This window comes from Enterobacter sp. AG326, assembly GCF_004362415.1.
Lineage (GTDB): Bacteria > Pseudomonadota > Gammaproteobacteria > Enterobacterales > Enterobacteriaceae > Enterobacter > Enterobacter asburiae.
In genome coordinates this window covers 1-21,267 of record NZ_SNXG01000002.1, presented here as the reverse complement: position 1 = coordinate 21,267, position 21,267 = coordinate 1, and the positions used below count along the sequence as shown (strand labels likewise).

Sequence of the window (21,267 nt, the reverse complement as noted above, 5' to 3'; positions counted from 1 at the left end):
AGGAATTACTCGTATTTCATTACGAAGGTGGCGTCAGCGTTCGCCTGGCCTGGCTCAGTGGTGGCAGCCGTTGATTTGTAACGTGCGGTGAACTTCAGGGTGTTGGTCCCTTCGATCAGCGTCTGCGCAGCAGAGAAGGTCGCACCGTCTGGGGTCAGAACGCTGGATTTGCTGTCGAGGATCTCAATACCCACGCCTTTCGCGGTGTTGTCGTTGTTACCGGAGGTCACGGCCAGCAGGGTTTTGTCGGTTGGGTCGATCTGACCGGTGAACGCAACAGCAGCAGTTTTGGCAACCAGCGGATCGCAATCATTCAGTTCAATATTGAATGGAATATTAGAGGTGGTGTCGCCCACTTTGGTAAATTTCGCGGTACGATACTGGCCCAGATTAACGGTCTGCTCGGAAGAATCAGTATTTACTGAACAAGCCGCATTAACCAGCTCACCTTTAAAATGTACGGTACCGCCATTAACGGAAACCGGCGCAGCAGGATCTGCTGCATTTGCGGCACCTGCAACCAGGGCCAAAGTAGCAATAACAGTAGAAGCAATGTTGCTGAGTTTCATGTCTATTCCTTTAAAATGTAAATAACCCTTCCCGCGAATAATCGGGAATAAGAAATACGTTCAATTGATTAATTGAAAGCTTATTTCGGAGGAGACAAAGTAGCTCAGGACGCGTTTTTTAAATATGTCAAAACGCTGCCATTTCGCCAGGTCACATCCTAATACCGCCTAAGAAATTGACCATCCCCTAAGAAGGGTTTTTGCGTCTCACTGATAAAAACGCGTAAAGGGTGACTGACAGCGACGCTCGCTTCTGACAAAATACACGCCATCCCCCCTTTCAAACGTTACAGACGGAATCTTCTCTCTGATGGCAGCAAAGATTATTGACGGTAAAACGATTGCGCAGCAGGTGCGCTCTGAGGTCGCGGAAAAAGTGAAGGCGCGTAAAGCTGCCGGAAAACGCGCCCCCGGGCTGGCCGTTGTGCTGGTTGGCAGCAACCCGGCATCGCAGATTTATGTCGGCAGCAAGCGCAAAGCGTGTGAAGAGGTGGGCTTCGTCTCCCGCTCTTACGATTTGCCGGAAACCACCAGCGAAGCAGAGCTGCTGGAACTTATTGACACCCTGAATGCCGATAAAGAGATCGACGGTATTCTGGTTCAGCTGCCGCTGCCGGCGGGTATCGACAACGTGAAGGTGCTGGAGCGTATTGCACCGGATAAAGACGTGGATGGTTTCCATCCGTACAACGTTGGCCGCCTGTGCCAGCGCGCGCCGCGTCTGCGCCCGTGTACGCCGCGCGGCATTGTGACGCTGCTGGAGCGCTATAACATCGACACCTACGGTCTGAACGCCGTGGTTATCGGTGCGTCCAACATCGTGGGCCGCCCGATGAGCATGGAGCTGCTGCTGGCCGGCTGCACCACCACCGTGACCCACCGCTTCACCAAAAACCTGCGTCACCACGTCGAGAACGCCGATCTGCTGATCGTCGCGGTCGGCAAGCCGGGCTTTATTCCGGGCGAGTGGATCAAAGAGGGCGCGATTGTCGTGGACGTCGGGATTAACCGTCTGGAAAACGGCAAAGTGGTCGGCGACGTGGTGTACGAAGATGCCGCCGCGCGCGCGTCTTACATTACCCCCGTACCGGGCGGCGTAGGCCCGATGACCGTAGCAACGCTGATTCAGAATACGCTGCAGGCGTGCGAAGAATATCACGACGTAGAGGACGCGTAAGATGGCGACTTTTTCATTAGGTAAACACCCGCACGTTGAGCTGTGCGATCTGCTTAAGCTGGAAGGCTGGAGCGAAAGCGGCGCGCAGGCGAAAATCGTTATCGCCGACGGGCTGGTAAAAGTCGACGGCGTGGTAGAAACGCGCAAGCGCTGCAAGATTGTCGCGGGTCAGACCGTGAGCTTTGAAGGACAGAGCGTAACCGTTACGGCCTGAGCCGTCTGATGCCCTCACCCTAACCCTCTCCCACAGGGAGAGGGATAAAAAATCCCCTCACACCCATCGCGGTTATTTATCGATCAACTTCAAATAATCACTTCTTCATCTGTTGAAACGTGAAAATTCAGTTGCGCGTTTTTCACTCTTTGCCCACGATAAGTAGAACGTTCTACTAAAACGTTCTACTTACAATAACAGCGCCAAAAAAGCGCTACTCGGGGGAAATCAGCATGAGTCTGATATCAGGGTTTGTTAAATCGCTGTCTAAGTTATCGATGATTGGTCGCGCCTTAATGCTGCCAATTTCACTGCTTCCCGCTGCGGGCCTGCTGCTGGCCTTCGGCGATAAGTTCCATCTGCCGCTGATGATGAACGCGGGCGGGGTTATTTTTGATAACCTGCCGATGCTGTTTGCCATTGGCTCCGCCGTGGGTCTGGCGTCAGAATCCGGCATCGCGGCGCTTTCTGCGGCGGTGTCGGTGTTTGTCACGAATATCACCATCAGCACCGTGCTGAGCATCACGCCGGAAATGGCCTCCCAGGGCGGGAAATACGCCATGGTGGTCGGCATCCCAACGCTGCAGATGGGCGTCTTCGGTGGCCTAATCTGCGGTATTCTCGCGGCCTGGTGCTATAACCGCTTCCACACCATGCAGCTGCCGGAGTTCCTGGGCTTCTTCTCCGGCAAGCGCTTCGTGGCCATTGCAACGGCGTTTCTGTCGTTCCTGATGGGGCTGCTGCTGCCGTACGTGTGGCAGCATATCCAGGCCGGTATCGACGCGCTCTCCGTGGTGGTTAACGGCGATAATCAGGCGGCGTCGACCTTTATCTTCGGTCTGGTAGAGCGCGCGCTGATCCCGCTCGGCCTGCACCACATCTGGTATCCGTCCTTCTGGTATTCGTTCGGGGATTACACCACCCAGGCAGGACAGGTGATCCACGGCGACCAGACCATCTGGTTCAAGATGCTGGAAGAAGGTGTGAAGTCCTTCAGCAGCGACACCTACCAGAATGCCGGTAAATTCATGCAGGGCGAATTCCCGCTGATGCTGTTCGCGCTGCCCGCCGCGTGCCTGGCGATGTATCACGAAGCCCATACGAAGAATAAGAAAATCGCGGCCGGTATTCTGTTCTCTGCGGCGCTGACCTGCTTCCTGACGGGGATTACCGAACCGGTCGAGTTTACCTTTATCTTCGTGGCGCCGATTCTGTACGTCTTTAACGCCATCATGGCGGGCCTGGCCTACATGACCATGTATCTGCTGCATGCGCATATCGCCAAGTCGTTCTCCGCGGGCTTTATCGACTATCTGTCATTCGGGATCCTGCCGTCCTTTAACGGCTACAAGACCAACTTCCTGAATGCGATTATCATCGGCATTCCAATGGGCCTGATTTATTACTTCACGTTCCGCTTTGTGATCCGTCGTTTCGACGTGAAAACGCCGGGCCGCACTGAAGTGACCGCCAACGCGGATGATAAGTCTGATTCAGAACTCGCGACCGAGATCATCTCCCTGCTGGGCGGGGCGCACAACATCGACTCCGTCGGCGCCTGTATCACCCGCCTTCGCCTGGAAGTGGCAAAAAGCGAGGTGGTCGATAAGGACGGCCTGAACGGACTCGGCGCGCGCGGCGTGGTCTTCGTCGGCGACAACGGTATTCAGGTGATTTTCGGTGCCAGAGCACAGTTTATCGCCCAGACCATGTCCACCATGATCGGCAAATAATAAGATGCCTGAACGACGCGTCTCCTGTAGTCTGGGAGACGCATTGTCGTATCTGACTGATAATCGGTGAATTTCAGGGAGCGGTTTTGAAGAAAGTCAGCATTATTGATGTCGCAAAGCACGCGGGCGTATCGGTCTCAACCGTCTCGCTGGTTTTGCGCCAGAAAGGGAAAATCTCAGAGGCAACGATCGAGAAGGTCAACGCTGCCATCAATACGCTGGGCTATGTTCATAACGTTGCCGCTGCCAACCTCCGCGCCAATACGTCCAATCTGATTGGCCTGATCCTCCGTGACTTTAGCGACAGTTTCTCCATCAAGGTGATGGCGAGTATCGTCCAGGATCTTGAAAAACAGGGGTATATGGTTTTTCTCGGCCAACCCCTGAACGACCATGACCATCTTGAGCGCTGCCTGCTGTCGTTTAAGCAGCAGGGCGTCGCCGGGGTTATCTATCTGGCCTCGGATACCCGCACATCCACCCTGCCGGAACAGATTCGCCGCTGCCCGCTGCCGCTGGTGGTGGTCTCTCAGTCGCTGCTGGATGAAAAATGCAATCTGGTGATGCGCGATAACCGTCAGGCGGCAAATCTGGCGGTGCGTTATCTTATCGAGCGCGGCCATCGCAATATCGCCTACATTGGCGGACGTGAAGGCTGCCTTATCCGCGAGCAGCGCCTGCTCGGTTTTCGCAGCGCGATGACGCAAAACGGGCTGGTCTGGCGGGACGAATACTCTCCGGCCTGCAGCGATGACACCCTGGCCGCGGGTTTCGCCACCCGCCAGCTGCTGGAAAAAAACAACACCATCACCGCCCTGCTCTGCCACTCGCCGGATGCCATGATCGGCTCCATCTCCGGTATTCATCAGGTCGGACGAACGGTGGGCAAAGATGTGTTTTTAACACAGCAGGTCGCGCTGGTCGGTTTCGAAGATATGCTCCACGTTAACCTCACCTCGCCGTCATTCACCTACGTGTCGTCCGCCAGCGAAGAGACCGGGCGTCAGGCTGCCGGGCTGATTATTCGCACGCTGAAGGAGCCGACGCTGCAAACCCAGCGCATTACGCTTTCCGGGCAGCTTATCGCACGCGAGTCGGCGTAAAAATAAGAATTTGACGCGGGTCTGCCGGCGCGGGATTGCTGCTATATTTCCATGATTTGCCATGGATAATCGCAATGCCTACCGTTATTACGCACGCCGCTGTTCCGCTTTGTCTGGGCTTAGGCCTCGGAACCAAAGTGATTCCTCCCCGCCTGCTGTTTGCCGGGATTGTCCTCGCCATGCTGCCGGATGCCGACGTGCTGGCGTTCAAGTTCGGCGTCGCGTACGGCAATGTTTTCGGCCATCGCGGCTTTACCCACTCCCTGCTGTTCGCGTTTGTAGTGCCGATACTCTGCGTGCTGATCGGCCGACGATGGTTCCGGGCCAGCCTGACGCGGTGCTGGCTGTTTTTAACCGTGTCATTGCTGTCGCACAGCCTGCTGGATTCGATTACCACGGGCGGGAAAGGCGTCGGCTGGCTGTGGCCGTGGTCAGATGAACGCTTCTTTGCGCCATGGCAGGTCATTAAGGTCGCGCCGTTTGCGCTGTCGCGCTATACCACGCCGTACGGGCACAAGGTGATCGTTTCAGAACTGCTGTGGGTGTGGCTGCCGGGAGTCGTGCTGATGGGGTTGCTGTGGTGGAGACGGAGGTAAAAGCAAAACGGCAACTCAAGTTGCCGTTTTTAGTGTTTGCACCCTCTCCCTGTGGGAGAGGGCTGGGGTGAGGGCATCAGCGCGCACCGGACTTACTTACGGCGCCAGGTGGTGCCCTGCGGGCCATCTTCCAGAATGATGCCCATCTCGGTCAGACGGTTACGCGCCGCATCTGCCGCCGCCCAGTCTTTGGCCTGACGCGCTTCCAGACGCGCTTTAATCAACGCTTCAATTTCCGCCACTTCACCGTCGTCCGCCTGCGCACCGCTCTGCAGGAACGCGTCCGGATCCTGCTCCAGCAGGCCGAGCACGGAGGAGAGCTTACGCAGATGGGATGCCAGCGCATTCGCCGCGGCCATATCTTCTGACTTCAGGCGGTTCACTTCGCGCGCCATGTCGAACAGCACGGAGTACGCTTCAGGGGTGTTGAAGTCGTCGTTCATCACCTCAACAAAGCGAGCTTCGAACGCTTCGCCACCTGCAGCAGGAACAGACCTGTCGGTCCCGCGCAGCGCGGTGTACAGACGCTCCAGCGCCGAGCGCGCCTGCTTCAGGTTCTCTTCGCTGTAGTTCAGCTGGCTGCGATAGTGGCCGGACATCAGGAAGTAGCGCACGGTTTCCGCGTCGTAATACTTCAGCACGTCGCGCACGGTGAAGAAGTTACCCAGCGATTTAGACATCTTCTCGCGGTCAACCATTACCATCCCGGAGTGCATCCAGTAGTTAACGTACTCGCCACCGTGGGCGCAGGTGGACTGCGCGATTTCGTTTTCGTGGTGCGGGAACATCAGGTCCGAACCGCCGCCGTGAATGTCGAAGTGCTTGCCCAGCTGCTTGCAGTTCATCGCGGAACATTCAATGTGCCAGCCCGGGCGGCCTTCGCCCCACGGTGATGGCCAGCTTGGCTCGCCCTCTTTGGACATTTTCCACAGCACGAAGTCCATCGGGTTACGCTTCACGTCAACCACGTCAACGCGCGCGCCGGCCTGGAGCTGATCCAGATCCTGACGGGAAAGCGAACCGTAGGTTGGATCCGTCGGCACCGAGAACATCACGTCACCGTTGTCGGCAACGTAGGCATGACCGCGAGCGATCAGCTTTTCGGTGATCTCGATGATTTCGTGAATATGGTGGGTCGCGCGCGGCTCGCTGTCCGGGCGCTGAATATTCAGGGCGTCGAAATCTTTGTGCATCTCGACGATCATGCGATCGACCAGCGCAACAAAGCTTTCGCCGTTTTCATTAGCGCGCTTGATGATTTTGTCGTCGATGTCGGTGATATTACGCACGTATTTCAGGGTGTAGCCCAGAAAACGCAGGTAGCGTGACACCACGTCGAAGGCGACAAAAGTACGGCCATGGCCAATGTGACAGAGATCGTAAACCGTAATACCACACACGTACATGCCGACTTCCCCGGCATGGATAGGTTTAAATTCCTCTTTCTGGCGCGTCATTGTATTAAAGATTTTTAACATCGAAGATTCCATGTAAACACGTGTGTGGTTGAAAACCGGCTATTCTACCCGTAATTCAAACCCGAAGCAGCACACAATGCAAGGTGATCGCATCCTGTGGTTATGCTATAACAAGCCCCTATAGATGACCCGAACGCGGGTCGACGTACCACAATAACGGAACAGGATGCAAAAATGGTTACTTTCCACACTAATCATGGCGATATCGTAATCAAAACCTTTGATGACAAAGCGCCTGAAACAGTTAAAAACTTCCTGGACTACTGCCGCGAAGGTTTCTACAACAACACCATTTTCCACCGCGTGATCAACGGCTTTATGATCCAGGGCGGCGGTTTCGAACCTGGCATGAACCAGAAAGAGACCAAAGAAGCGATCAAAAACGAAGCGAACAACGGTCTGAAAAACACCCGCGGTACGCTGGCAATGGCCCGTACTCAGGCTCCGCACTCTGCCACCGCGCAGTTCTTCATCAACGTGGCTGACAACGACTTCCTGAACTTCTCCGGCGAGAGCCTGCAGGGTTGGGGCTACTGCGTATTCGCAGAAGTGGTTGAAGGCATGGACGTGGTTGACAAGATCAAAGCCGTCTCTACTGGCCGCAGCGGTATGCACCAGGACGTTCCTAAAGAAGACGTTGTGATTACAAGCGTGACCGTCAGCGAGTAATTCGTGGCGACACTCTTTATTGCGGATCTGCATCTGCAAACAGAAGAACCGGCGATAACCGCCGGTTTTCTGCGTTTTTTACGCGGTGAAGCGAAAAGCGCCGATGCGCTGTACATCCTGGGCGACCTGTTTGAAGCCTGGATTGGCGACGATGACCCTAACCCGCTGCACCGTGAAATGGCCGCCGCCATTCACGCCCTCGTGGATTTCGGCGTTCCCTGCTACTTCATTCACGGCAACCGTGATTTTCTGATCGGCAAGCGCTACGCCCGCGAAAGCGGCATGACGCTGCTGCCGGAAGAGCAGGTGCTGGACCTCTATGGCCGCAAGGTCCTGATCATGCACGGCGACACGCTCTGCACCGACGATACCGGCTACCTGGCGTTTCGCGGCAAGGTCCACACCCCGTGGATCCAAAAGGCATTTCTTGCTCTGCCGCTGTTTATCCGCAACCGCATCGCCGCCAGAATGCGCGCGGGCAGTAAAGCCGCCAACAGCAGCAAATCCATGACCATCATGGACGTGAACCCGCAGGCCGTGGCGAGCGTGATGGAAAAGCATGGTGTTCAGTGGTTGATCCACGGTCATACGCACCGTCCTGACGTCCATTCCCTTATCGCCAACGGCGAACCGGCCCATCGCGTGGTGTTGGGTGCCTGGCACACCGAAGGCTCCATGGTCAAAGTCTCGCCAGAGGGCGTGGAGCTGATCGCGTTTCCGTTCTAACCCTTCACACTATCATTCTATTTTTTTGAACAATATCGGCAAATTGTTTCGATTTTAATCAGCCCGTGGTCGGCCTATTATTTATCACATCAGGGCAACACGCCCTATCCCAGATAAAACACTTAAGGAATACGACCATGAAATCTATCAAAACTTTCGTTGCAGTTGCCGCTCTTTCCCTGGTTTCTTTCGGTTCTTTCGCTCAAAGCGTGAGCGCAACCGCCTCTACACTTGACCGCGCAGAAGCGAAAATTGCCGCGCAGGCTGCCGAGCAGAATGCCTCTTATAAAATTACGAGCGCGAAGGTCAACAACCGCGTGTACATGACAGCAGAACTGACTAAATAAAACCCTGATTGCCGTGCCGCCAGCTAAGACGTGCGACAGCGACAATACGATGAGGAAGGAACAGAGAATGAAAAACATCAGCATCGTAAGTACCCTGCTGCTGGCAGTCGTGATGTCCACTGGCGCACAGGCCGCGGAGAATCGCTTCTCCGTGCCAAAATCAGGCTCGAATGCCGACACCAGCATGGTGAATCATATCGATGTCAGCCGCGCGTTTGACAACGAGAACCTGTCCGCAGGGGATCTTCAGTAACATCACATAAAAGACCGCCATCGTGCGGTCTTTTTTGTTATCTCTTTCTCGCCATAACTGCTCGCCTTTTAACCGCGCAACCGTTTTCCTTGCCCGTATAACATGCTATTCTCTGTGCCCTCGAAAGCAGTGTGTTTCGCACCACAGGAGTTTTAAGACGCATGTCTTCCCGCAATAATCCGGCGCGTGTCGCCATCGTGATGGGGTCCAAAAGCGACTGGGCTACCATGCAGTTCGCCGCCGAAATCTTTGAAATCCTGAATGTTCCGCACCACGTTGAAGTGGTCTCCGCGCACCGTACACCGGACAAACTGTTCAGCTTCGCCGAAAGTGCCGAAGAGAACGGTTATGAGGTGATCATTGCCGGTGCGGGCGGCGCAGCACATCTGCCAGGCATGATTGCCGCTAAAACCCTGGTGCCGGTACTGGGCGTTCCGGTCCAAAGCGCCGCGTTAAGCGGTGTGGATAGCCTCTACTCCATCGTCCAGATGCCGCGCGGTATTCCTGTCGGCACGCTGGCGATTGGTAAAGCGGGTGCTGCGAATGCCGCCCTGCTGGCGGCGCAAATTCTTGCGACGCACGATAAAGCATTACACCAGCGTCTGGCGGAGTGGCGTAAAGCCCAGACCGACGAGGTGCTGGACAATCCGGACCCGCGGGGTGCGGCATGAAGCAGGTTTGCGTCCTCGGTAACGGCCAGCTAGGCCGCATGCTGCGTCAGGCCGGTGAGCCGCTGGGTATTACCGTCTGGCCCGTCGGGCTGGACGCCGAACCGGAAGCCGTACCGTTCCACCAGAGCGTGATCACCGCCGAGATCGAACGCTGGCCGGAAACGGCTCTGACCCGCGAGCTGGCGCGTCATAACGCCTTCGTTAACCGCGACGTGTTCCCGATCATCGCCGACCGTCTGACGCAAAAGCAGCTGTTCGACAAGCTCGGTCTGCCGACCGCGCCATGGCAGCTCCTGTCCGATAAAAGCGAGTGGAATGACGTTTTCGCGATGCTGGGCGAGCTGGCAATCGTGAAGCGCCGCGTGGGCGGTTACGACGGCCGCGGCCAGTGGCGCCTGCGTGCAGATGAAACGGCAGAACTGCCGGACGACTGCTACGGCGAGTGCATCGTTGAGCAAGGCATCAACTTCAGCGGCGAAGTGTCGCTGGTTGGCGCGCGCGGGCACGACGGGCATACCGTCTTTTATCCGCTGACGCATAACCTGCATCAGGACGGCATTCTGCGCACCAGCGTCGCCTTCCCGCACGCCAATGCTGACCAGCAGGCGCAGGCGGAAGATATGCTCTCTGCCATCATGCACGAACTCGGGTATGTGGGCGTCATGGCGATGGAGTGCTTTATCACCCCGTCCGGTCTGCTGATCAACGAACTTGCGCCGCGCGTGCACAACAGCGGCCACTGGACGCAAAACGGCGCGTCCATCAGCCAGTTCGAGCTGCACCTGCGCGCGATCGCCGACCTGCCGCTGCCGCAGCCGGTGGTGAACAGCCCGTCGGTGATGATCAACCTGATCGGCACCGATCTGAACTACGACTGGCTGAAGCTGCCGCTCGTGCATCTGCACTGGTATGACAAAGAGGTTCGCGCGGGTCGTAAGGTCGGTCACCTGAACCTGAACGACAGCGACACGGGCCGCCTGAGCGCCACCCTGGAAGCAATGATCCCTCTCCTGCCGCCGGAATATGCGAGCGGCATTGTCTGGGCACAGTCAAAGCTCAAGTAAGACATCTGCGCCGGGGAGTTGACCTTCCCCTTCCCCGGCGTACAATCCCCGCCCATTGCTGCTGAGTTTTCTTCTGGAATAACCATGAACGATGGAACGGACTATCGCGCGATCCTCGCGTCTGATACCCCTTTAATCGACGTTCGCGCGCCGATCGAATTTGCCCAGGGCGCGATGCCTGCGGCGGTCAACCTGCCCTTAATGAACGACGACGAGCGCGCCGCCGTCGGTACCTGCTATAAACGCCAGGGGCCCGACGCCGCGCTGGCGCTCGGCCACAGCCTGGTGAGCGGCGAGACGCGTGAAGCACGCATCAACGCCTGGCGGGAAGCCAGCCTTACCCATCCTGAGGGCTTTCTCTGCTGCGCGCGAGGCGGCCAGCGCTCGCATATCTCGCAGGCCTGGCTGAAAGAGGCGGGCGTCGACTACCCGCTGATCCGCGGCGGCTATAAGGCCCTGCGTCAGACGGCAATTCAGGTGACCATCGAGCAGTCACAAAAGCCGATGGTGCTTATTGGCGGCTGCACCGGAAACGGTAAAACCCTGCTGGTGAAGCAGCACGCGCAGGGTATCGATCTGGAAGGGCTGGCGCACCATCGCGGTTCGTCGTTTGGCCGCACGCTCACGCCGCAGCTTTCCCAGGCCAGCTTTGAAAACCACCTTGCGGCTGAGCTCCTGAAAAAAGACGCCGCGCGCTGGGTGCTGGAAGACGAGGGGCGGATGATTGGCTCCAACCACCTGCCGGAGTGCCTGCGCGACCGCATGGTTGAAGCCCCTATCGTTGTCGTCGAAGACCCGTTTGACGTCCGCCTTGAGCGCCTGCGCGAAGAGTATTTCGACCACATGTGGGCGGATTTTTCTGCTGCCTACGGCGAGGAAGCGGGCTGGAAAGAGTACAGCGAGTATCTGCATCACGGCCTGTTCGCCATTCGCCGCCGTCTGGGGCTGCAGCGGTATGCAGAATTCACCGCGCTGTTAGATTCCGCGCTGCTGGAACAGCAACGCTCTGGCAACACTGACGTGCACTTCAGCTGGCTTACGCCGCTGCTGAAGGACTATTACGACCCGATGTACGGCTATCAGCTGGAGAAAAAGGCGGAGAAGATTGTGTATCGCGGGACGTACGAAGAGATTGCTGAGTGGCTTGATCGCTAAAAAATAAAGCCGGGTGGCGAGGTAAAAGCAAAACGGCAACCAGGGTTGCCGTTTTTAATGTTTGTTCCCTCTCCCCGTGGGAGAGGGTCAGGGTGAGGGCATCAGGCCGCACCCTACAAGACGACTTAGAAGTCGTAACGCAGACGCACCAGGTTCATGTCGCCCAGGTTGTCGGTGCTGGACGTGAACACGTGTTCGTAATCCACGCGGAAACCGTAATCCAGCTGGAAGCTGATACCCACGCCGTTGTCGATGCGCTGGTAGTTACGGCCGTTCACGTACTCAATACGGTCACCCATGAAGTAAGGCTGGATGGATTTAACCGCGTACTGGCCGATTGGGAACTTGTAGCCCGCAAAGTATTCAATACCCCATGCATCACCGGCGAAGTAGTCGTTAACAGACACTTTTTTGGTGGTCAGGAAGTTCTGGTACCAGCCGCCGCCTGCGGAGAAGGTCCAGTTGTCCGGGGTCCAGCTCAGCGCGGTACCGAGAATGTTCTGGTCGTAGGTTTTGCTGTCGCCGTTGTCCGGGTTACGCATGTCCGCGCGGGTGTAGTTCCACGCGGCGCCCCAGGTCAGATCGGTAGTCAGGTGGTAATCCAGACCCAGTGAACCGCCGCCTTTACGCTTGTAGCGCAGGCCGTTGCCCGGCAGGTATTCGCTGTCTTCAAACAGGTAAGATGCGTAGATGTCGGCATCGCCCACGGTTTTCTTATATTTCAGCATCTGGCGTGAACGGTAAGAACCGTCGTAATCACCGTTGATCCCGTTACCCGGAGCCTGACCGATCATGTCGTAGTCCCAGATATCGGTTTTCGCGCCCACCACATCATAGTAAACGCTGTTCTGTTGACCGAAGGTCAGCGTACCCCAGGTATCGCTCTTCAGACCGGTGTAGAGCATACGACGCGTGGTGTCGTGTGCGCCGTCGGCGTAGTGGTGATCCCAGTTAAACTGCGCAGGAATATTGACACCCAGCTCGTAGTAGCTGATCCAGCTGATGTCATCAAACAGGTAGTAATCAGCCGCGAAACGGAAACGGGTGCCGCCGTCAAAGCCGTTACGCTTGTAGCTGTTTTTACCGTCGTCGCCGGTCATGTTCTGGAACTGAGGACGAATACTGCCGCCAACGGTAAAATTCAGTCGGCTCAGCGGGTTACCCGCCTGAGGATCCTGCTTAAGAACGGTGATTTCCGCCTGAGAAGCGAAGGTAGTCAATGCCACTGCCGCGCCGATCGTTACCGCCAGCGCTGATTTTTTTATAGTCATTATTTTTCCTTAATAGACACGCTGCTAAATATTTAGCGGGTGAATATTAACTGGAAATAATCGGGCTGTGTGGTCGGGTTTTTAATGTTTTGTGCTACTAAATGAGTGGGTATTATCACTTTGTGCTATTTAAACACTGCGCACCGGCATTAAAACCCGGTGCGCAACTATCACCGTGCTAAATCAACTTGCAAACTGACGGAACAGGGCTTTCCCCTTTAACAGCCGCGTGCCGAGCCAGCCTCCGCAAAGAGAAAGCAGCACCGCGCCGCTGAGAGGCAGGATCACCCAGAGGCGCCAGTCAGGCTCCCACGGGAAGTCGAAGACCTTTCTCTGCAGCACCGCCAGCGCCGTCTCTGCGCCAATGGCCGCCACCAGACCCGCCACCAGCCCCAGCAGCGCAAACTCGCTCCAGAGCGTCATCCGCAGCAGCCGCTTTCCGGCACCCAGCGTGCGGTAGACCACCAGCTCCTGATGGCGCTGGCGCATGCCCACCTGCACCTGGGCAAGCAGCAACAGCACGCCGCAGATCGTCACCAGCACCACCATAACCTCCAGAGCGCGGCTCACCTGCTCCAGCACCTGCCCCACCTGCTTCAGGATCGCGCCAATATCCAGCAGGCTGACCGTCGGAAACTCCCGGTTGAGCTGGGTCAGCATGCCGTTGCCGTTTTCCCAGCGGAAGCTGGTCAGCCAGCTCTGCGGCTGACCGTCCAGCGCGCCCGGCGGGAAGATAAAGAAGAAGTTGGGCCGCAGGCTTTCCCAGTCCACTTTACGCAGGCTGGTGACTTTCGCGCTGAAATCCTGGGTATCGCCGGTAAAGGTCACGCTGTCCCCGAGCTTCACGTTCAGCCGCGTCGCCAGCCCCTCCTCCATCGACACTTCCCCCGCTTTTGGCGGCCAGGTGCCGGCGGTTATCGGGTTGTGGTCAGGGCGTTTCTCCTGCCAGGTCAGGTTCAGCTCGCGGTTCAGCGACTCGTCCTTGTTTCCGTCCGTTGGCTGCCCGTTGATCTGCGTCAGACGCGCGCGAACGATGGGATAGAACGACTCAGGAATAATGTGATGCTCCGACAGGAAGCCCTTCAGCGGCGTGACCTGCTCAGGGGCAATGTTGATCAGGAAATAGTTCGGGCTTTCCGGGGGAAGCTGCTGCTGCCAGCGATCGAGCAGATCGCCGCGCAGCACTAAAAGCAGCGCCAGCAGCATAAATGACAGCGAAAACGCCGACAGCTGGCTGAGCGTTGACCACGGCTGATGCAGCAGGCGGTTGACAGCCAGGCGCACGGGCAGGGATTTTACCGTCAGCCTCATCAGGACGTTGAGCAGTATCCAGCCCAGCACGCCGCACAGCAGCGCCAGCACAACCGCCCCGGCCAGTACCGCCCACAGCAGCGTGCTGCCCCCCATCAGCCACGCCAGCAGCCCCACCGCCACCGCAATAATCACCGGAAGGTAGAACTTCAGCGGCCAGACGTTCGCCACCACGTCATTGCGAAGCACGCGCAGCGGCTGCGTCGCGAGCAGCAGGCGGTAGGGGCGTAGCCCCACCAGCAGCGAAATCACCGTCATTGCGCCCATCGCCCACAGCCACGGCCAGAGGCTGGCCGGCGGCAAGGCGGCCGGGAGCACCGGTTTAAGCATCACCATCAGCAGTTTTTCAAACAGCAGCCCCATTACTCCGCCGGTCAGCGCGGACAGAATCAGCAGCATCAGCCACTGGCCGACAATCAGCTTGCGCAGCTGCGCCCTGCCCGCCCCCAGAGTTTTGAGGATCGCCACCAGGTCGTAGCGGCTGCGGCAGTAGTGCCCCATCGCCACGGCAACCGCCGCAATGGCCAGCAGCAGGGTTAACAGCGCCGAAAGCAGCAGGAACTGCTGAGAACGTTCAAGAGATTTGCCGAGCGCCCCTTCGTCCTGCTCCAGCCCGTACCAGCGGTGCTCCGGCTTGAGCTGCGGCAGAAGCCATTTTTCATACGCGTCAAGCTGCGCAGGCGTGCCGCCAAACTTGTAGCGCCAGGTGACGCGGCTGCCCGGCTGAACGGCATGGGTTGCCGCGACATCCGCGGTGTTCATCAGCAGGCGTGGTGCAAGCTGGAAGGGGTTAAAACCGGAGTCGGGCTCCTGCACCACTTCCCCGGCGATTTTCAGCGTGGCGTCGCCGACGTCAATACTGTCGCCGGGTTTCAGGTTCAGAAGCGCCATCAGACGTGATGCCAGCAGTACCGTGCCGGGCTTCGGCTTCAGCCCGGGCGGGCTGGTCTGCAATTCGCCGTACATCGGGTAGATATCATCGACGGCCTTCACGCTGGCGAGCTGCGGCGTGTCGCCCGCAAAGGTCATGGTCTGGAAGGTTATCTGCTCCCCCACCTTCAGCCCTTCTTTGTGCGCTTCGTCAATCCAGCCCGACGGCACCGGGCGGGAGCTTTGCAGCGTCCTGTCCCCCGCCATAAACTCCCGGCTCTGCTGGCTGAGCCCTTTTTCCATGCGGTCGCTGACGCTGCCGAGCGCCAGCACGCAGGCCACCGCCAGGCTTAGCGCCAGCCAGACGATCAGCAGCGAGGGCGAGCGCCACTCGCGCCAGAACCAGCGGGTAATCATGCCTCCTCCTGAAGAATACCGTTGACCAGACGCAGGCGACGGTCGCAGCGGGCGGCGAGCTGAGGATCGTGGGTCACGAGGATCAGCGTGGTGCCGTGCTCGCGGTTGAGCGAAAACAGCAGGTCGGCAATTTTGTCGCCGGTTTTACGGTCAAGGTTACCGGTGGGCTCATCGGCAAACAGGACTTCGGGACGGCCATTAAACGCCCGCGCCAGCGCCACGCGCTGCTGCTCGCCGCCGGAAAGCTGCGCGGGAAGATGGTAGAGACGTTTCCCCAGACCGAGCTGTTCCAGCAGCGCCTTCGCATGCGTGCGGCTTTCACGGCTGTTTTCACCGCGCAACAGCGCCGGGAGTTCGACGTTTTCCAGCGCGTTCAGGGTGGGAATCAGCATAAAGGACTGAAAAACAAAACCAACGTGACGCGCGCGCAGCGCGGCCCGCGCCTCTTCATCAAGCTGGTGCAGCGGGTGCCCGACAAGGTGGACCTCGCCGCTGCTGCCGTCGTCCAGACCGGCCAAAATCGCCAGCAGCGTGGACTTGCCGGAGCCGGATTCGCCAATCAGCGCGATGGTTTCAGCGCGTTTGACAACGAGTTCAACTCCAGTAAGGATGGAAAGCTCGTGTTCCCCCTGACCGACGGACTTCTTAAGATGATGAACTTCAACACTGTTTTCCGCTGGCATTTGCCCTTCCTGTTTTTGATTCTGATGACCTTCCGCGCGGCGGCAGCGGACACGTTACTGGTTCTCGGCGACAGCCTCAGCGCAGGCTATCGCATGGCGGCCAGCGCGGCCTGGCCCGCTCTGCTCAACGACAAATGGCAGAGCAAGACGCCGGTAATCAACGCCAGCATCAGCGGTGATACCTCGCAGCAGGGCCTGTCGCGCCTGCCTGCGCTGCTCAAACAGCACCAGCCGCGCTGGGTGCTGGTGGAGCTTGGCGGTAACGATGGATTGCGCGGTTTTCAGCCTCAGCAAACCGAGCAAACGCTGCGCACCATTTTGCAGGATATCAAAGCGGCAAACGCCCAGCCGCTGCTGATGCAAATTCGCCTGCCCGCCAACTACGGTCGTCGGTATAATGAAGCCTTTAGCGCGATCTACCCTAAGCTTGCCAAAGAGTTTGATATTCCGCTGCTGCCATTTTTCATGGAAGAGGTCTATCTCAAACCCCAGTGGATGCAAGACGACGGGATCCACCCCAATCGCGATGCGCAGCCGTTTATTGCCGACTGGATGGCAACGCGGCTGGCTCCTTTAGTTAAACATGACTCCTGAATAAGCGGAGATCCTGACAGGTAAAGTTATGCAAAAATCGGTCTTAATTACAGGATGTTCCAGTGGAATCGGCCTGGAAAGCGCGCTCGAACTGAAGCGCCAGGGGTTTCGGGTGCTGGCGGCCTGTCGCAAACCCGACGATGTCGAACGCATGAACGGGCTGGGCTTTACCGGCGTGCTGCTGGATATGGACTCGCCGGAGAGCGTTGAACGCGCCGCCGATGAAGTGATCGCGCTGACCGACAATCGTCTCTACGGGCTCTTTAACAATGCCGGCTACGGCGTTTATGGTCCGCTGGATACGCTCTCCCGCGAAACGCTGGAGAAACAGTTTTCGACCAACTTCTTCGGCGTGCATCAGCTCACCATGCGTCTGCTCCCCGCGATGCTGCCGCACGGTGAAGGGCGCATCGTGATGACATCGTCAGTGATGGGGCTGATTTCCACCCCGGGCCGCGGCGCCTACGCCGCCAGCAAATATGCGCTGGAGGCCTGGTCCGACGCCCTGCGCATGGAGCTGCGCCACAGCGGCATTAAGGTCAGCCTGATTGAGCCCGGCCCGATCCGCACCCGCTTTACCGAAAACGTGAACCAGACCCAGGCGGATAAACCGGTCGAGAACCCCGGCATTGCCGCACGTTTTACCCTCGGGCCAGAGGCGGTTGTGGCCAAAGTGCGCCATGCTTTTGAGAGCGAACATCCCAAAATGCGCTATCCGGTGACGCTGGTCACCCACGCCGTAGGCTGGTTAAAACGCCTGCTGCCGGGCCGGATGATGGACAAAATTTTACACGGTTGAGTTGAAGCGACGACGCTCATCCCCATGTAAAGAACAAACCGACAAAAGAGAAAGCCGCATGTCCGTACAGAATATCGTCAATATTACAGAAGCTAACCTGCAACAGACCCTTGAACAGTCGATGACCAAACCGGTCCTGTTCTACTTCTGGTCTGAACGCAGCCAACACTGCCTGCAGCTGACGCCGGTGCTGGAAAGCCTTGCTGCCCAGTACAACGGTCAGTTCATTCTCGCTAAGCTGGACTGCGACGCCGAGCCGATGGTGGCGTCCCAGTTTGGACTGCGCGCCATCCCAACCGTCTATCTGTTCCAGAACGGCCAGCCCGTTGATGGCTTCCAGGGGCCGCAGCCGGAAGAGGCGATTCGCGCCCTGCTGGATAAAGTGCTGCCGCGCGAAGAAGAGCTGAAAGCGCAGGAAGGCATGGCGCTGATGCAGGAAGGTAAATACGACGAGGCGCTGCCGCTGCTCAAAGAGGCGTGGCAGCTGTCGAATCAGAACAGCCAGATCGGCCTGCTGCTGGCGGAAACGCAGATCGCCCTGCACCGTTCAGAAGACGCGGAAGCCGTGCTGAAGACTATCCCGATGCAGGATCAGGACACCCGCTATCAGGGGCTGGTCGCACAAATTGAGCTGCTGAAACAGGCGGCGGACACCCCAGAAATTCAGCAGCTGCAGCAGCAGGTCGCCGATAACCCGGCCGATGCCGCGCTGGCAAGCCAGCTGGCGCTGCAGCTGCACCAGGTGGGGCGTAACGAAGAGGCGCTGGAGCTGCTGTTTAGCCACCTGCAAAAAGATCTGGCCGCCGCAGACGGTCAGGCGCGTAAGATGTTCCAGGAAATTCTGGCCGCGCTGGGCACCGGAGACGCGCTGGCGTCGAAGTATCGTCGTCAGCTGTACGCGTTGCTCTACTAACAAAAAAATGCCCGGTGGCGCTAACGCTTACCGGGCCTACAAAACAGGCTTAACCCGTTTTCTTTAACTGCGTCACCACCAGCTGGTGGCGCGCGTTGTAGAACTTCCGATAGGTCAGGTAGCAGGCAATGATGGTTGACAGGCTTGCCGTGGAAAGCAGCATAAACGTCACCATGATCTGATACTTAATCGCTTTTACCGGATCGATACCGGCAAAAATCAGCCCCGACATCATGCCCGGCAGGCTCACCAGCCCCACCGTTTTGGCTGAATCTACCGTTGGGATCAGCGATGAACGAATGCTCTCACGAATCAGCCGCGCCGAGGCCACTTTAGGCGTCGCTCCCAGGCTTAATTTCTCCTGTAGCTGCTGCTGTTCACTGCTGAAGCGCTGGCCGAGATTGTTATAACACAGCCCAACGGCCACCATGGCGTTCCCCGCAATCATGCCGGAGATGGGGATAACCTGCATCGGCGTAAAGGCAATCGAGCCGGAGAGCACCAGTACAGCCAGCGTGAGCGCCGTCCCGGTGGTAATGGCGATAAACGACGAGATAAACGCCTTATCAATGTATTTACTGCGTTTTTTCGCATTCCACGCCGCGTTGAAACAGATAAAGAGCACCATCAGCAGCGTCAGCACCGCGTGGTTGACGTTGAAAATATACTTCAGCACATAGCCGACGATGATGAGCTGAACCACCGCGCGGCAGATACTCCACACAATATCTTTTTCCAGCCCCAGCTTTTCCCGGTAGCTGACCACAATCGCAATCAGCACCAGCACCATCGAAAACGCCAGTGATTCATTGGTAATGTTATGCTCACCCACGGTTAGCCTCCTGCATTTTCCCGCCGTGCGGCTGAAGCGTAATGACGTCATCCGCATGGGTTATTTCATTAGCATCGTGCGTCACCCACAGCACGGCAATATTCTGCTCCCGGGCGTAGCGATGAATAATCTCGTTAACGTTGCGCTTGTTGGCGTCATCGAGCGCGCTGGTAATTTCGTCCAGCAAAAGCACCTTCGGTAAAAACTGCAGGTTGCGGATCAGCGAGACGCGCTGCTTTTCTCCGCCCGACAGCGCGGTGATAGATTTGGTTAACGTCTCCTGCGCCAGGCCAAAGCGGGCCAGATCGCTGATAAACTTTTCCGGCTCCGGCGTTTTATTGCGGATTTGCCACGGGAAAATCAGGTTGTCATAAACCGTATCGCCAAAAAGCGCGGGGGTTTGCACGCAGTAGGAGACCTGCTGGCGATAGCTTTCCGGGGAAAGCGACGCGATATCCTGTCCTTCAAACAGAAGGGTGCCCTCCGTCGGGCTGAGGAGCGAGGCCACAATTTTCAGCAGCGTGCTTTTACCGCAGCCTGAGGGGCCCGTGATGAGTTTAAACTCGCCCGACGACAGGCTAAACCCGACGTGCTGAAGAATAATGTTTTCTCCAACACGAAATCCAATATCCCTGAGATGTAATAGTTCTTTTTTATCGTTCATTACGCTTCCGTTAACCGCTTCGTGTAATAACCGCCTGTAGCATAATCCTTTCGTGCGCACAGAGCGAATAGCCTCACGCTAAAGCAAGTGTTAAACTTTTTGTTTGTCATTTGTCTCCACCATCACTACAGGAAGTAAGCAGCATGGCACATATCTTTTATGAGTTTCCTTCCCTGAAGCCTGGTGTTCCTGATGTCGAAACATTAATGGAAGTCATCAAATCTTCGGAACTCACGCGTTTTGTCATCGGTGCAGAGGTGGTGGATTTTGTTAAGAAGGCGCTCATCGTGAACACCACGATCGGCAGTTTCAAAAATTGCTATTTCGCCTTCGATAACGGGACACACTTCCTGGAATTTGACGGCAAGGGAAAATCAAAACGTTTCAATGAAGTACCCGACTGGTTCGTCTCTCCGGCTGAATTTTCTCGCACCCAGTGGCTTATCAACCACGATCTTGCGGATGTAAAGGCCACCCAATTCATTGACGTGCTGATGTCCTACCCGCTGAAAGAGCGCCGCGCGCACTGTAATTTGTTATTCGGGCTGGAGCTGGAAAAGGTGAATGCGGTTCCGGCCGCAGCGTCGAAAGCGGGTAAAATCGGCAATAAGAACGGTAAAACCACCAAACCGCGCGTGACCGATCTGGGATCGTTTGAATTGTTCAGCCAGTTCTTTGCGCGCATGAAAACCGCCGTGCTGGCCGATGAGTTCCCTACCCTGCAGGTTCTGACGGGCATGGATAACCTGACAAAAGCGCCGCATAATTTAAAGCAGGGTATCAGAACGTGGTTCAAGGCCATCGCGGGCGACCTTCCCCCTAATAACAAGCGCGTTGAAGCGGGGAATGCCGTTCTGTTCTGCGCCCCTATCCGCGAACAGATCCAGCGTATCGAAGCGCTGGGGCTGGAGAAGTACTACCAGGGATTATCCAAAGCCATTGCCGAAGCGGGTGATGGATTCATCTCTGACTTTACCTATACTTACGAGCAATAAACATACACTTTCACTCATCACAGCATGCAAAACAGGAGGTTTTTATGCTTATCGTTGTTCCTGTCCTTTGAATCGCCACGGGTTTAACAGACACCTCAGAGTCATTTAAGATGACTTAAAGAGAGGTGCCCATGAGCGGTAAGCGTTATCCTGAAGAGTTTAA

Annotated in this window: 23 protein-coding genes; 16 read left to right on the top strand and 7 right to left on the bottom strand. The window is 57.1% G+C overall.

What is annotated here, in order from left to right; genetic code table 11:
- Window positions 1-5 precede the first annotated feature (5 nt).
- Window positions 6-569, bottom strand: coding sequence for a type 1 fimbrial major subunit FimA (fimA, locus tag DFO52_RS07075; protein ID WP_023310641.1), 564 nt, complete (start codon window positions 567-569; stop codon window positions 6-8).
- A gap of 310 nt (window positions 570-879) precedes the next feature.
- On the opposite strand from fimA, the gene folD reads away from it, so the two are divergent.
- The 5 genes from folD (at window position 880) to DFO52_RS07050 (ending at window position 5,392) form a co-directional block, all read left to right on the top strand.
- Entirely contained in the window at window positions 880-1,746 is an 867-nt protein-coding gene (gene folD, locus DFO52_RS07070; protein WP_008499332.1) for a bifunctional methylenetetrahydrofolate dehydrogenase/methenyltetrahydrofolate cyclohydrolase FolD, read from the top strand.
- A gap of 1 nt (window position 1,747) precedes the next feature.
- Complete coding sequence (ybcJ, locus tag DFO52_RS07065) at window positions 1,748-1,960, top strand: ribosome-associated protein YbcJ (protein WP_023334767.1); 213 nt, start codon at window positions 1,748-1,750, stop codon at window positions 1,958-1,960.
- 233 nt (window positions 1,961-2,193) lie between these two features.
- Window positions 2,194-3,693, top strand: coding sequence for a PTS transporter subunit EIIC (locus DFO52_RS07060; RefSeq protein WP_133549887.1), 1,500 nt, complete (start codon window positions 2,194-2,196; stop codon window positions 3,691-3,693).
- A gap of 86 nt (window positions 3,694-3,779) precedes the next feature.
- A complete protein-coding gene (gene malI / locus DFO52_RS07055) occupies window positions 3,780-4,796 on the top strand; it encodes a Mal regulon transcriptional regulator MalI (RefSeq protein ID WP_133549885.1) in 1,017 nt (338 codons plus the stop codon).
- Between the two features lie 74 nt (window positions 4,797-4,870).
- A complete protein-coding gene (locus tag DFO52_RS07050; RefSeq protein ID WP_133549883.1) occupies window positions 4,871-5,392 on the top strand; it encodes a metal-dependent hydrolase in 522 nt (173 codons plus the stop codon).
- A gap of 92 nt (window positions 5,393-5,484) precedes the next feature.
- On the opposite strand, the gene cysS is transcribed toward DFO52_RS07050, so the two are convergent.
- Window positions 5,485-6,870: a cysteine--tRNA ligase gene (cysS, locus tag DFO52_RS07045; RefSeq protein ID WP_029741052.1), complete on the bottom strand. Its 1,386-nt coding sequence runs from the start codon at window positions 6,868-6,870 to the stop codon at window positions 5,485-5,487.
- A 174-nt stretch (window positions 6,871-7,044) separates the two neighbouring features.
- Between cysS and ppiB the strand changes: the two genes are divergently transcribed.
- The 7 genes from ppiB to mnmH all read left to right on the top strand — a co-directional run bounded on the left by ppiB (window position 7,045) and on the right by mnmH (window position 11,755).
- Window positions 7,045-7,539, top strand: coding sequence for a peptidylprolyl isomerase B (gene ppiB, locus DFO52_RS07040; RefSeq protein ID WP_010428247.1), 495 nt, complete (start codon window positions 7,045-7,047; stop codon window positions 7,537-7,539).
- A gap of 3 nt (window positions 7,540-7,542) precedes the next feature.
- Window positions 7,543-8,265 carry a UDP-2,3-diacylglucosamine diphosphatase gene (gene lpxH / locus DFO52_RS07035; protein WP_133549881.1) on the top strand — a complete coding sequence of 241 codons (723 nt, stop codon included), beginning with the start codon at window positions 7,543-7,545 and terminating at the stop codon, window positions 8,263-8,265.
- A gap of 137 nt (window positions 8,266-8,402) precedes the next feature.
- Window positions 8,403-8,612, top strand: a complete 210-nt coding sequence (locus DFO52_RS07030; protein ID WP_023310633.1) for a YdgH/BhsA/McbA-like domain containing protein — start codon at window positions 8,403-8,405, stop codon at window positions 8,610-8,612.
- Window positions 8,613-8,679: 67 nt separating this feature from the next.
- A complete protein-coding gene (locus DFO52_RS07025; RefSeq protein ID WP_133549879.1) occupies window positions 8,680-8,865 on the top strand; it encodes a hypothetical protein in 186 nt (61 codons plus the stop codon).
- 161 nt (window positions 8,866-9,026) lie between these two features.
- The gene (gene purE / locus DFO52_RS07020) at window positions 9,027-9,536 is read left to right on the top strand and encodes a 5-(carboxyamino)imidazole ribonucleotide mutase (protein ID WP_014882834.1); all 510 of its coding nucleotides are present in this window, start codon (window positions 9,027-9,029) and stop codon (window positions 9,534-9,536) included.
- Window positions 9,533-10,600 carry a 5-(carboxyamino)imidazole ribonucleotide synthase gene (gene purK, locus DFO52_RS07015; protein WP_059346279.1) on the top strand — a complete coding sequence of 356 codons (1,068 nt, stop codon included), beginning with the start codon at window positions 9,533-9,535 and terminating at the stop codon, window positions 10,598-10,600. The genes purE and purK overlap by 4 nt, the downstream gene beginning before the upstream one ends.
- An 84-nt stretch (window positions 10,601-10,684) precedes the next feature.
- A complete protein-coding gene (gene mnmH / locus DFO52_RS07010; protein ID WP_133549877.1) occupies window positions 10,685-11,755 on the top strand; it encodes a tRNA 2-selenouridine(34) synthase MnmH in 1,071 nt (356 codons plus the stop codon).
- 125 nt (window positions 11,756-11,880) lie between these two features.
- Here the strand turns inward: mnmH and DFO52_RS07005 are convergent, their stop codons facing one another.
- The 3 genes from DFO52_RS07005 to ybbA all read right to left on the bottom strand — a co-directional run bounded on the left by DFO52_RS07005 (window position 11,881) and on the right by ybbA (window position 16,307).
- Window positions 11,881-13,026, bottom strand: a complete 1,146-nt coding sequence (locus tag DFO52_RS07005; protein WP_133549875.1) for a porin — start codon at window positions 13,024-13,026, stop codon at window positions 11,881-11,883.
- Window positions 13,027-13,209: 183 nt separating this feature from the next.
- Window positions 13,210-15,624, bottom strand: a complete 2,415-nt coding sequence (ybbP, locus tag DFO52_RS07000) for a putative ABC transporter permease subunit YbbP (protein WP_133549873.1) — start codon at window positions 15,622-15,624, stop codon at window positions 13,210-13,212.
- Window positions 15,621-16,307 carry a putative ABC transporter ATP-binding protein YbbA gene (gene ybbA / locus DFO52_RS06995; RefSeq protein WP_054829843.1) on the bottom strand — a complete coding sequence of 229 codons (687 nt, stop codon included), beginning with the start codon at window positions 16,305-16,307 and terminating at the stop codon, window positions 15,621-15,623. The genes ybbP and ybbA overlap by 4 nt, the downstream gene beginning before the upstream one ends.
- On the opposite strand from ybbA, the gene tesA reads away from it, so the two are divergent.
- Genes tesA through DFO52_RS06980 form a run of 3 tightly spaced genes read left to right on the top strand, consistent with a single transcriptional unit; the run spans window position 16,275 to window position 18,613 of the window.
- On the top strand, window positions 16,275-16,901 hold the full coding sequence (tesA, locus tag DFO52_RS06990) for a multifunctional acyl-CoA thioesterase I/protease I/lysophospholipase L1 (RefSeq protein ID WP_133549871.1): 627 nt from the start codon (window positions 16,275-16,277) through the stop codon (window positions 16,899-16,901). The two genes, ybbA and tesA, sit on opposite strands and share 33 nt — an antisense overlap.
- 28 nt (window positions 16,902-16,929) lie before the next feature.
- Window positions 16,930-17,700 carry an SDR family oxidoreductase gene (locus DFO52_RS06985; RefSeq protein ID WP_014882827.1) on the top strand — a complete coding sequence of 257 codons (771 nt, stop codon included), beginning with the start codon at window positions 16,930-16,932 and terminating at the stop codon, window positions 17,698-17,700.
- A 58-nt stretch (window positions 17,701-17,758) separates the two neighbouring features.
- A complete protein-coding gene (locus tag DFO52_RS06980) occupies window positions 17,759-18,613 on the top strand; it encodes a co-chaperone YbbN (RefSeq protein WP_029741043.1) in 855 nt (284 codons plus the stop codon).
- 49 nt (window positions 18,614-18,662) lie between these two features.
- On the opposite strand, the gene fetB is transcribed toward DFO52_RS06980, so the two are convergent.
- Both fetB and fetA read right to left on the bottom strand, forming a co-directional pair.
- Window positions 18,663-19,445, bottom strand: a complete 783-nt coding sequence (gene fetB / locus DFO52_RS06975) for an iron export ABC transporter permease subunit FetB (protein WP_023310623.1) — start codon at window positions 19,443-19,445, stop codon at window positions 18,663-18,665.
- Window positions 19,438-20,109, bottom strand: a complete 672-nt coding sequence (gene fetA, locus DFO52_RS06970) for an iron ABC transporter ATP-binding protein FetA (protein WP_133549869.1) — start codon at window positions 20,107-20,109, stop codon at window positions 19,438-19,440. Before fetA ends, fetB begins: the two co-directional genes overlap by 8 nt.
- A 143-nt stretch (window positions 20,110-20,252) precedes the next feature.
- Between fetA and DFO52_RS06965 the strand changes: the two genes are divergently transcribed.
- Window positions 20,253-21,104, top strand: coding sequence for a hypothetical protein (locus DFO52_RS06965; protein WP_029741040.1), 852 nt, complete (start codon window positions 20,253-20,255; stop codon window positions 21,102-21,104).
- The last annotated feature ends 163 nt before the right edge of the window (window positions 21,105-21,267 follow it).

Coding starts and splice junctions, on each gene's coding strand:
- fimA (WP_023310641.1), bottom strand. CDS start 569: ATGAAACTCAGCAACATTGCTTCTACTGTTATTGCTACTTTGGCCCTG.
- folD (WP_008499332.1), top strand. CDS start 880: ATGGCAGCAAAGATTATTGACGGTAAAACGATTGCGCAGCAGGTGCGC.
- ybcJ (WP_023334767.1), top strand. CDS start 1,748: ATGGCGACTTTTTCATTAGGTAAACACCCGCACGTTGAGCTGTGCGAT.
- DFO52_RS07060 (WP_133549887.1), top strand. CDS start 2,194: ATGAGTCTGATATCAGGGTTTGTTAAATCGCTGTCTAAGTTATCGATG.
- DFO52_RS07050 (WP_133549883.1), top strand. CDS start 4,871: ATGCCTACCGTTATTACGCACGCCGCTGTTCCGCTTTGTCTGGGCTTA.
- cysS (WP_029741052.1), bottom strand. CDS start 6,870: ATGTTAAAAATCTTTAATACAATGACGCGCCAGAAAGAGGAATTTAAA.
- ppiB (WP_010428247.1), top strand. CDS start 7,045: ATGGTTACTTTCCACACTAATCATGGCGATATCGTAATCAAAACCTTT.
- DFO52_RS07030 (WP_023310633.1), top strand. CDS start 8,403: ATGAAATCTATCAAAACTTTCGTTGCAGTTGCCGCTCTTTCCCTGGTT.
- DFO52_RS07025 (WP_133549879.1), top strand. CDS start 8,680: ATGAAAAACATCAGCATCGTAAGTACCCTGCTGCTGGCAGTCGTGATG.
- purE (WP_014882834.1), top strand. CDS start 9,027: ATGTCTTCCCGCAATAATCCGGCGCGTGTCGCCATCGTGATGGGGTCC.
- purK (WP_059346279.1), top strand. CDS start 9,533: ATGAAGCAGGTTTGCGTCCTCGGTAACGGCCAGCTAGGCCGCATGCTG.
- mnmH (WP_133549877.1), top strand. CDS start 10,685: ATGAACGATGGAACGGACTATCGCGCGATCCTCGCGTCTGATACCCCT.
- DFO52_RS07005 (WP_133549875.1), bottom strand. CDS start 13,026: ATGACTATAAAAAAATCAGCGCTGGCGGTAACGATCGGCGCGGCAGTG.
- ybbP (WP_133549873.1), bottom strand. CDS start 15,624: ATGATTACCCGCTGGTTCTGGCGCGAGTGGCGCTCGCCCTCGCTGCTG.
- tesA (WP_133549871.1), top strand. CDS start 16,275: ATGATGAACTTCAACACTGTTTTCCGCTGGCATTTGCCCTTCCTGTTT.
- ybbA (WP_054829843.1), bottom strand. CDS start 16,307: ATGCCAGCGGAAAACAGTGTTGAAGTTCATCATCTTAAGAAGTCCGTC.
- DFO52_RS06985 (WP_014882827.1), top strand. CDS start 16,930: ATGCAAAAATCGGTCTTAATTACAGGATGTTCCAGTGGAATCGGCCTG.
- DFO52_RS06980 (WP_029741043.1), top strand. CDS start 17,759: ATGTCCGTACAGAATATCGTCAATATTACAGAAGCTAACCTGCAACAG.
- fetA (WP_133549869.1), bottom strand. CDS start 20,109: ATGAACGATAAAAAAGAACTATTACATCTCAGGGATATTGGATTTCGT.
- DFO52_RS06965 (WP_029741040.1), top strand. CDS start 20,253: ATGGCACATATCTTTTATGAGTTTCCTTCCCTGAAGCCTGGTGTTCCT.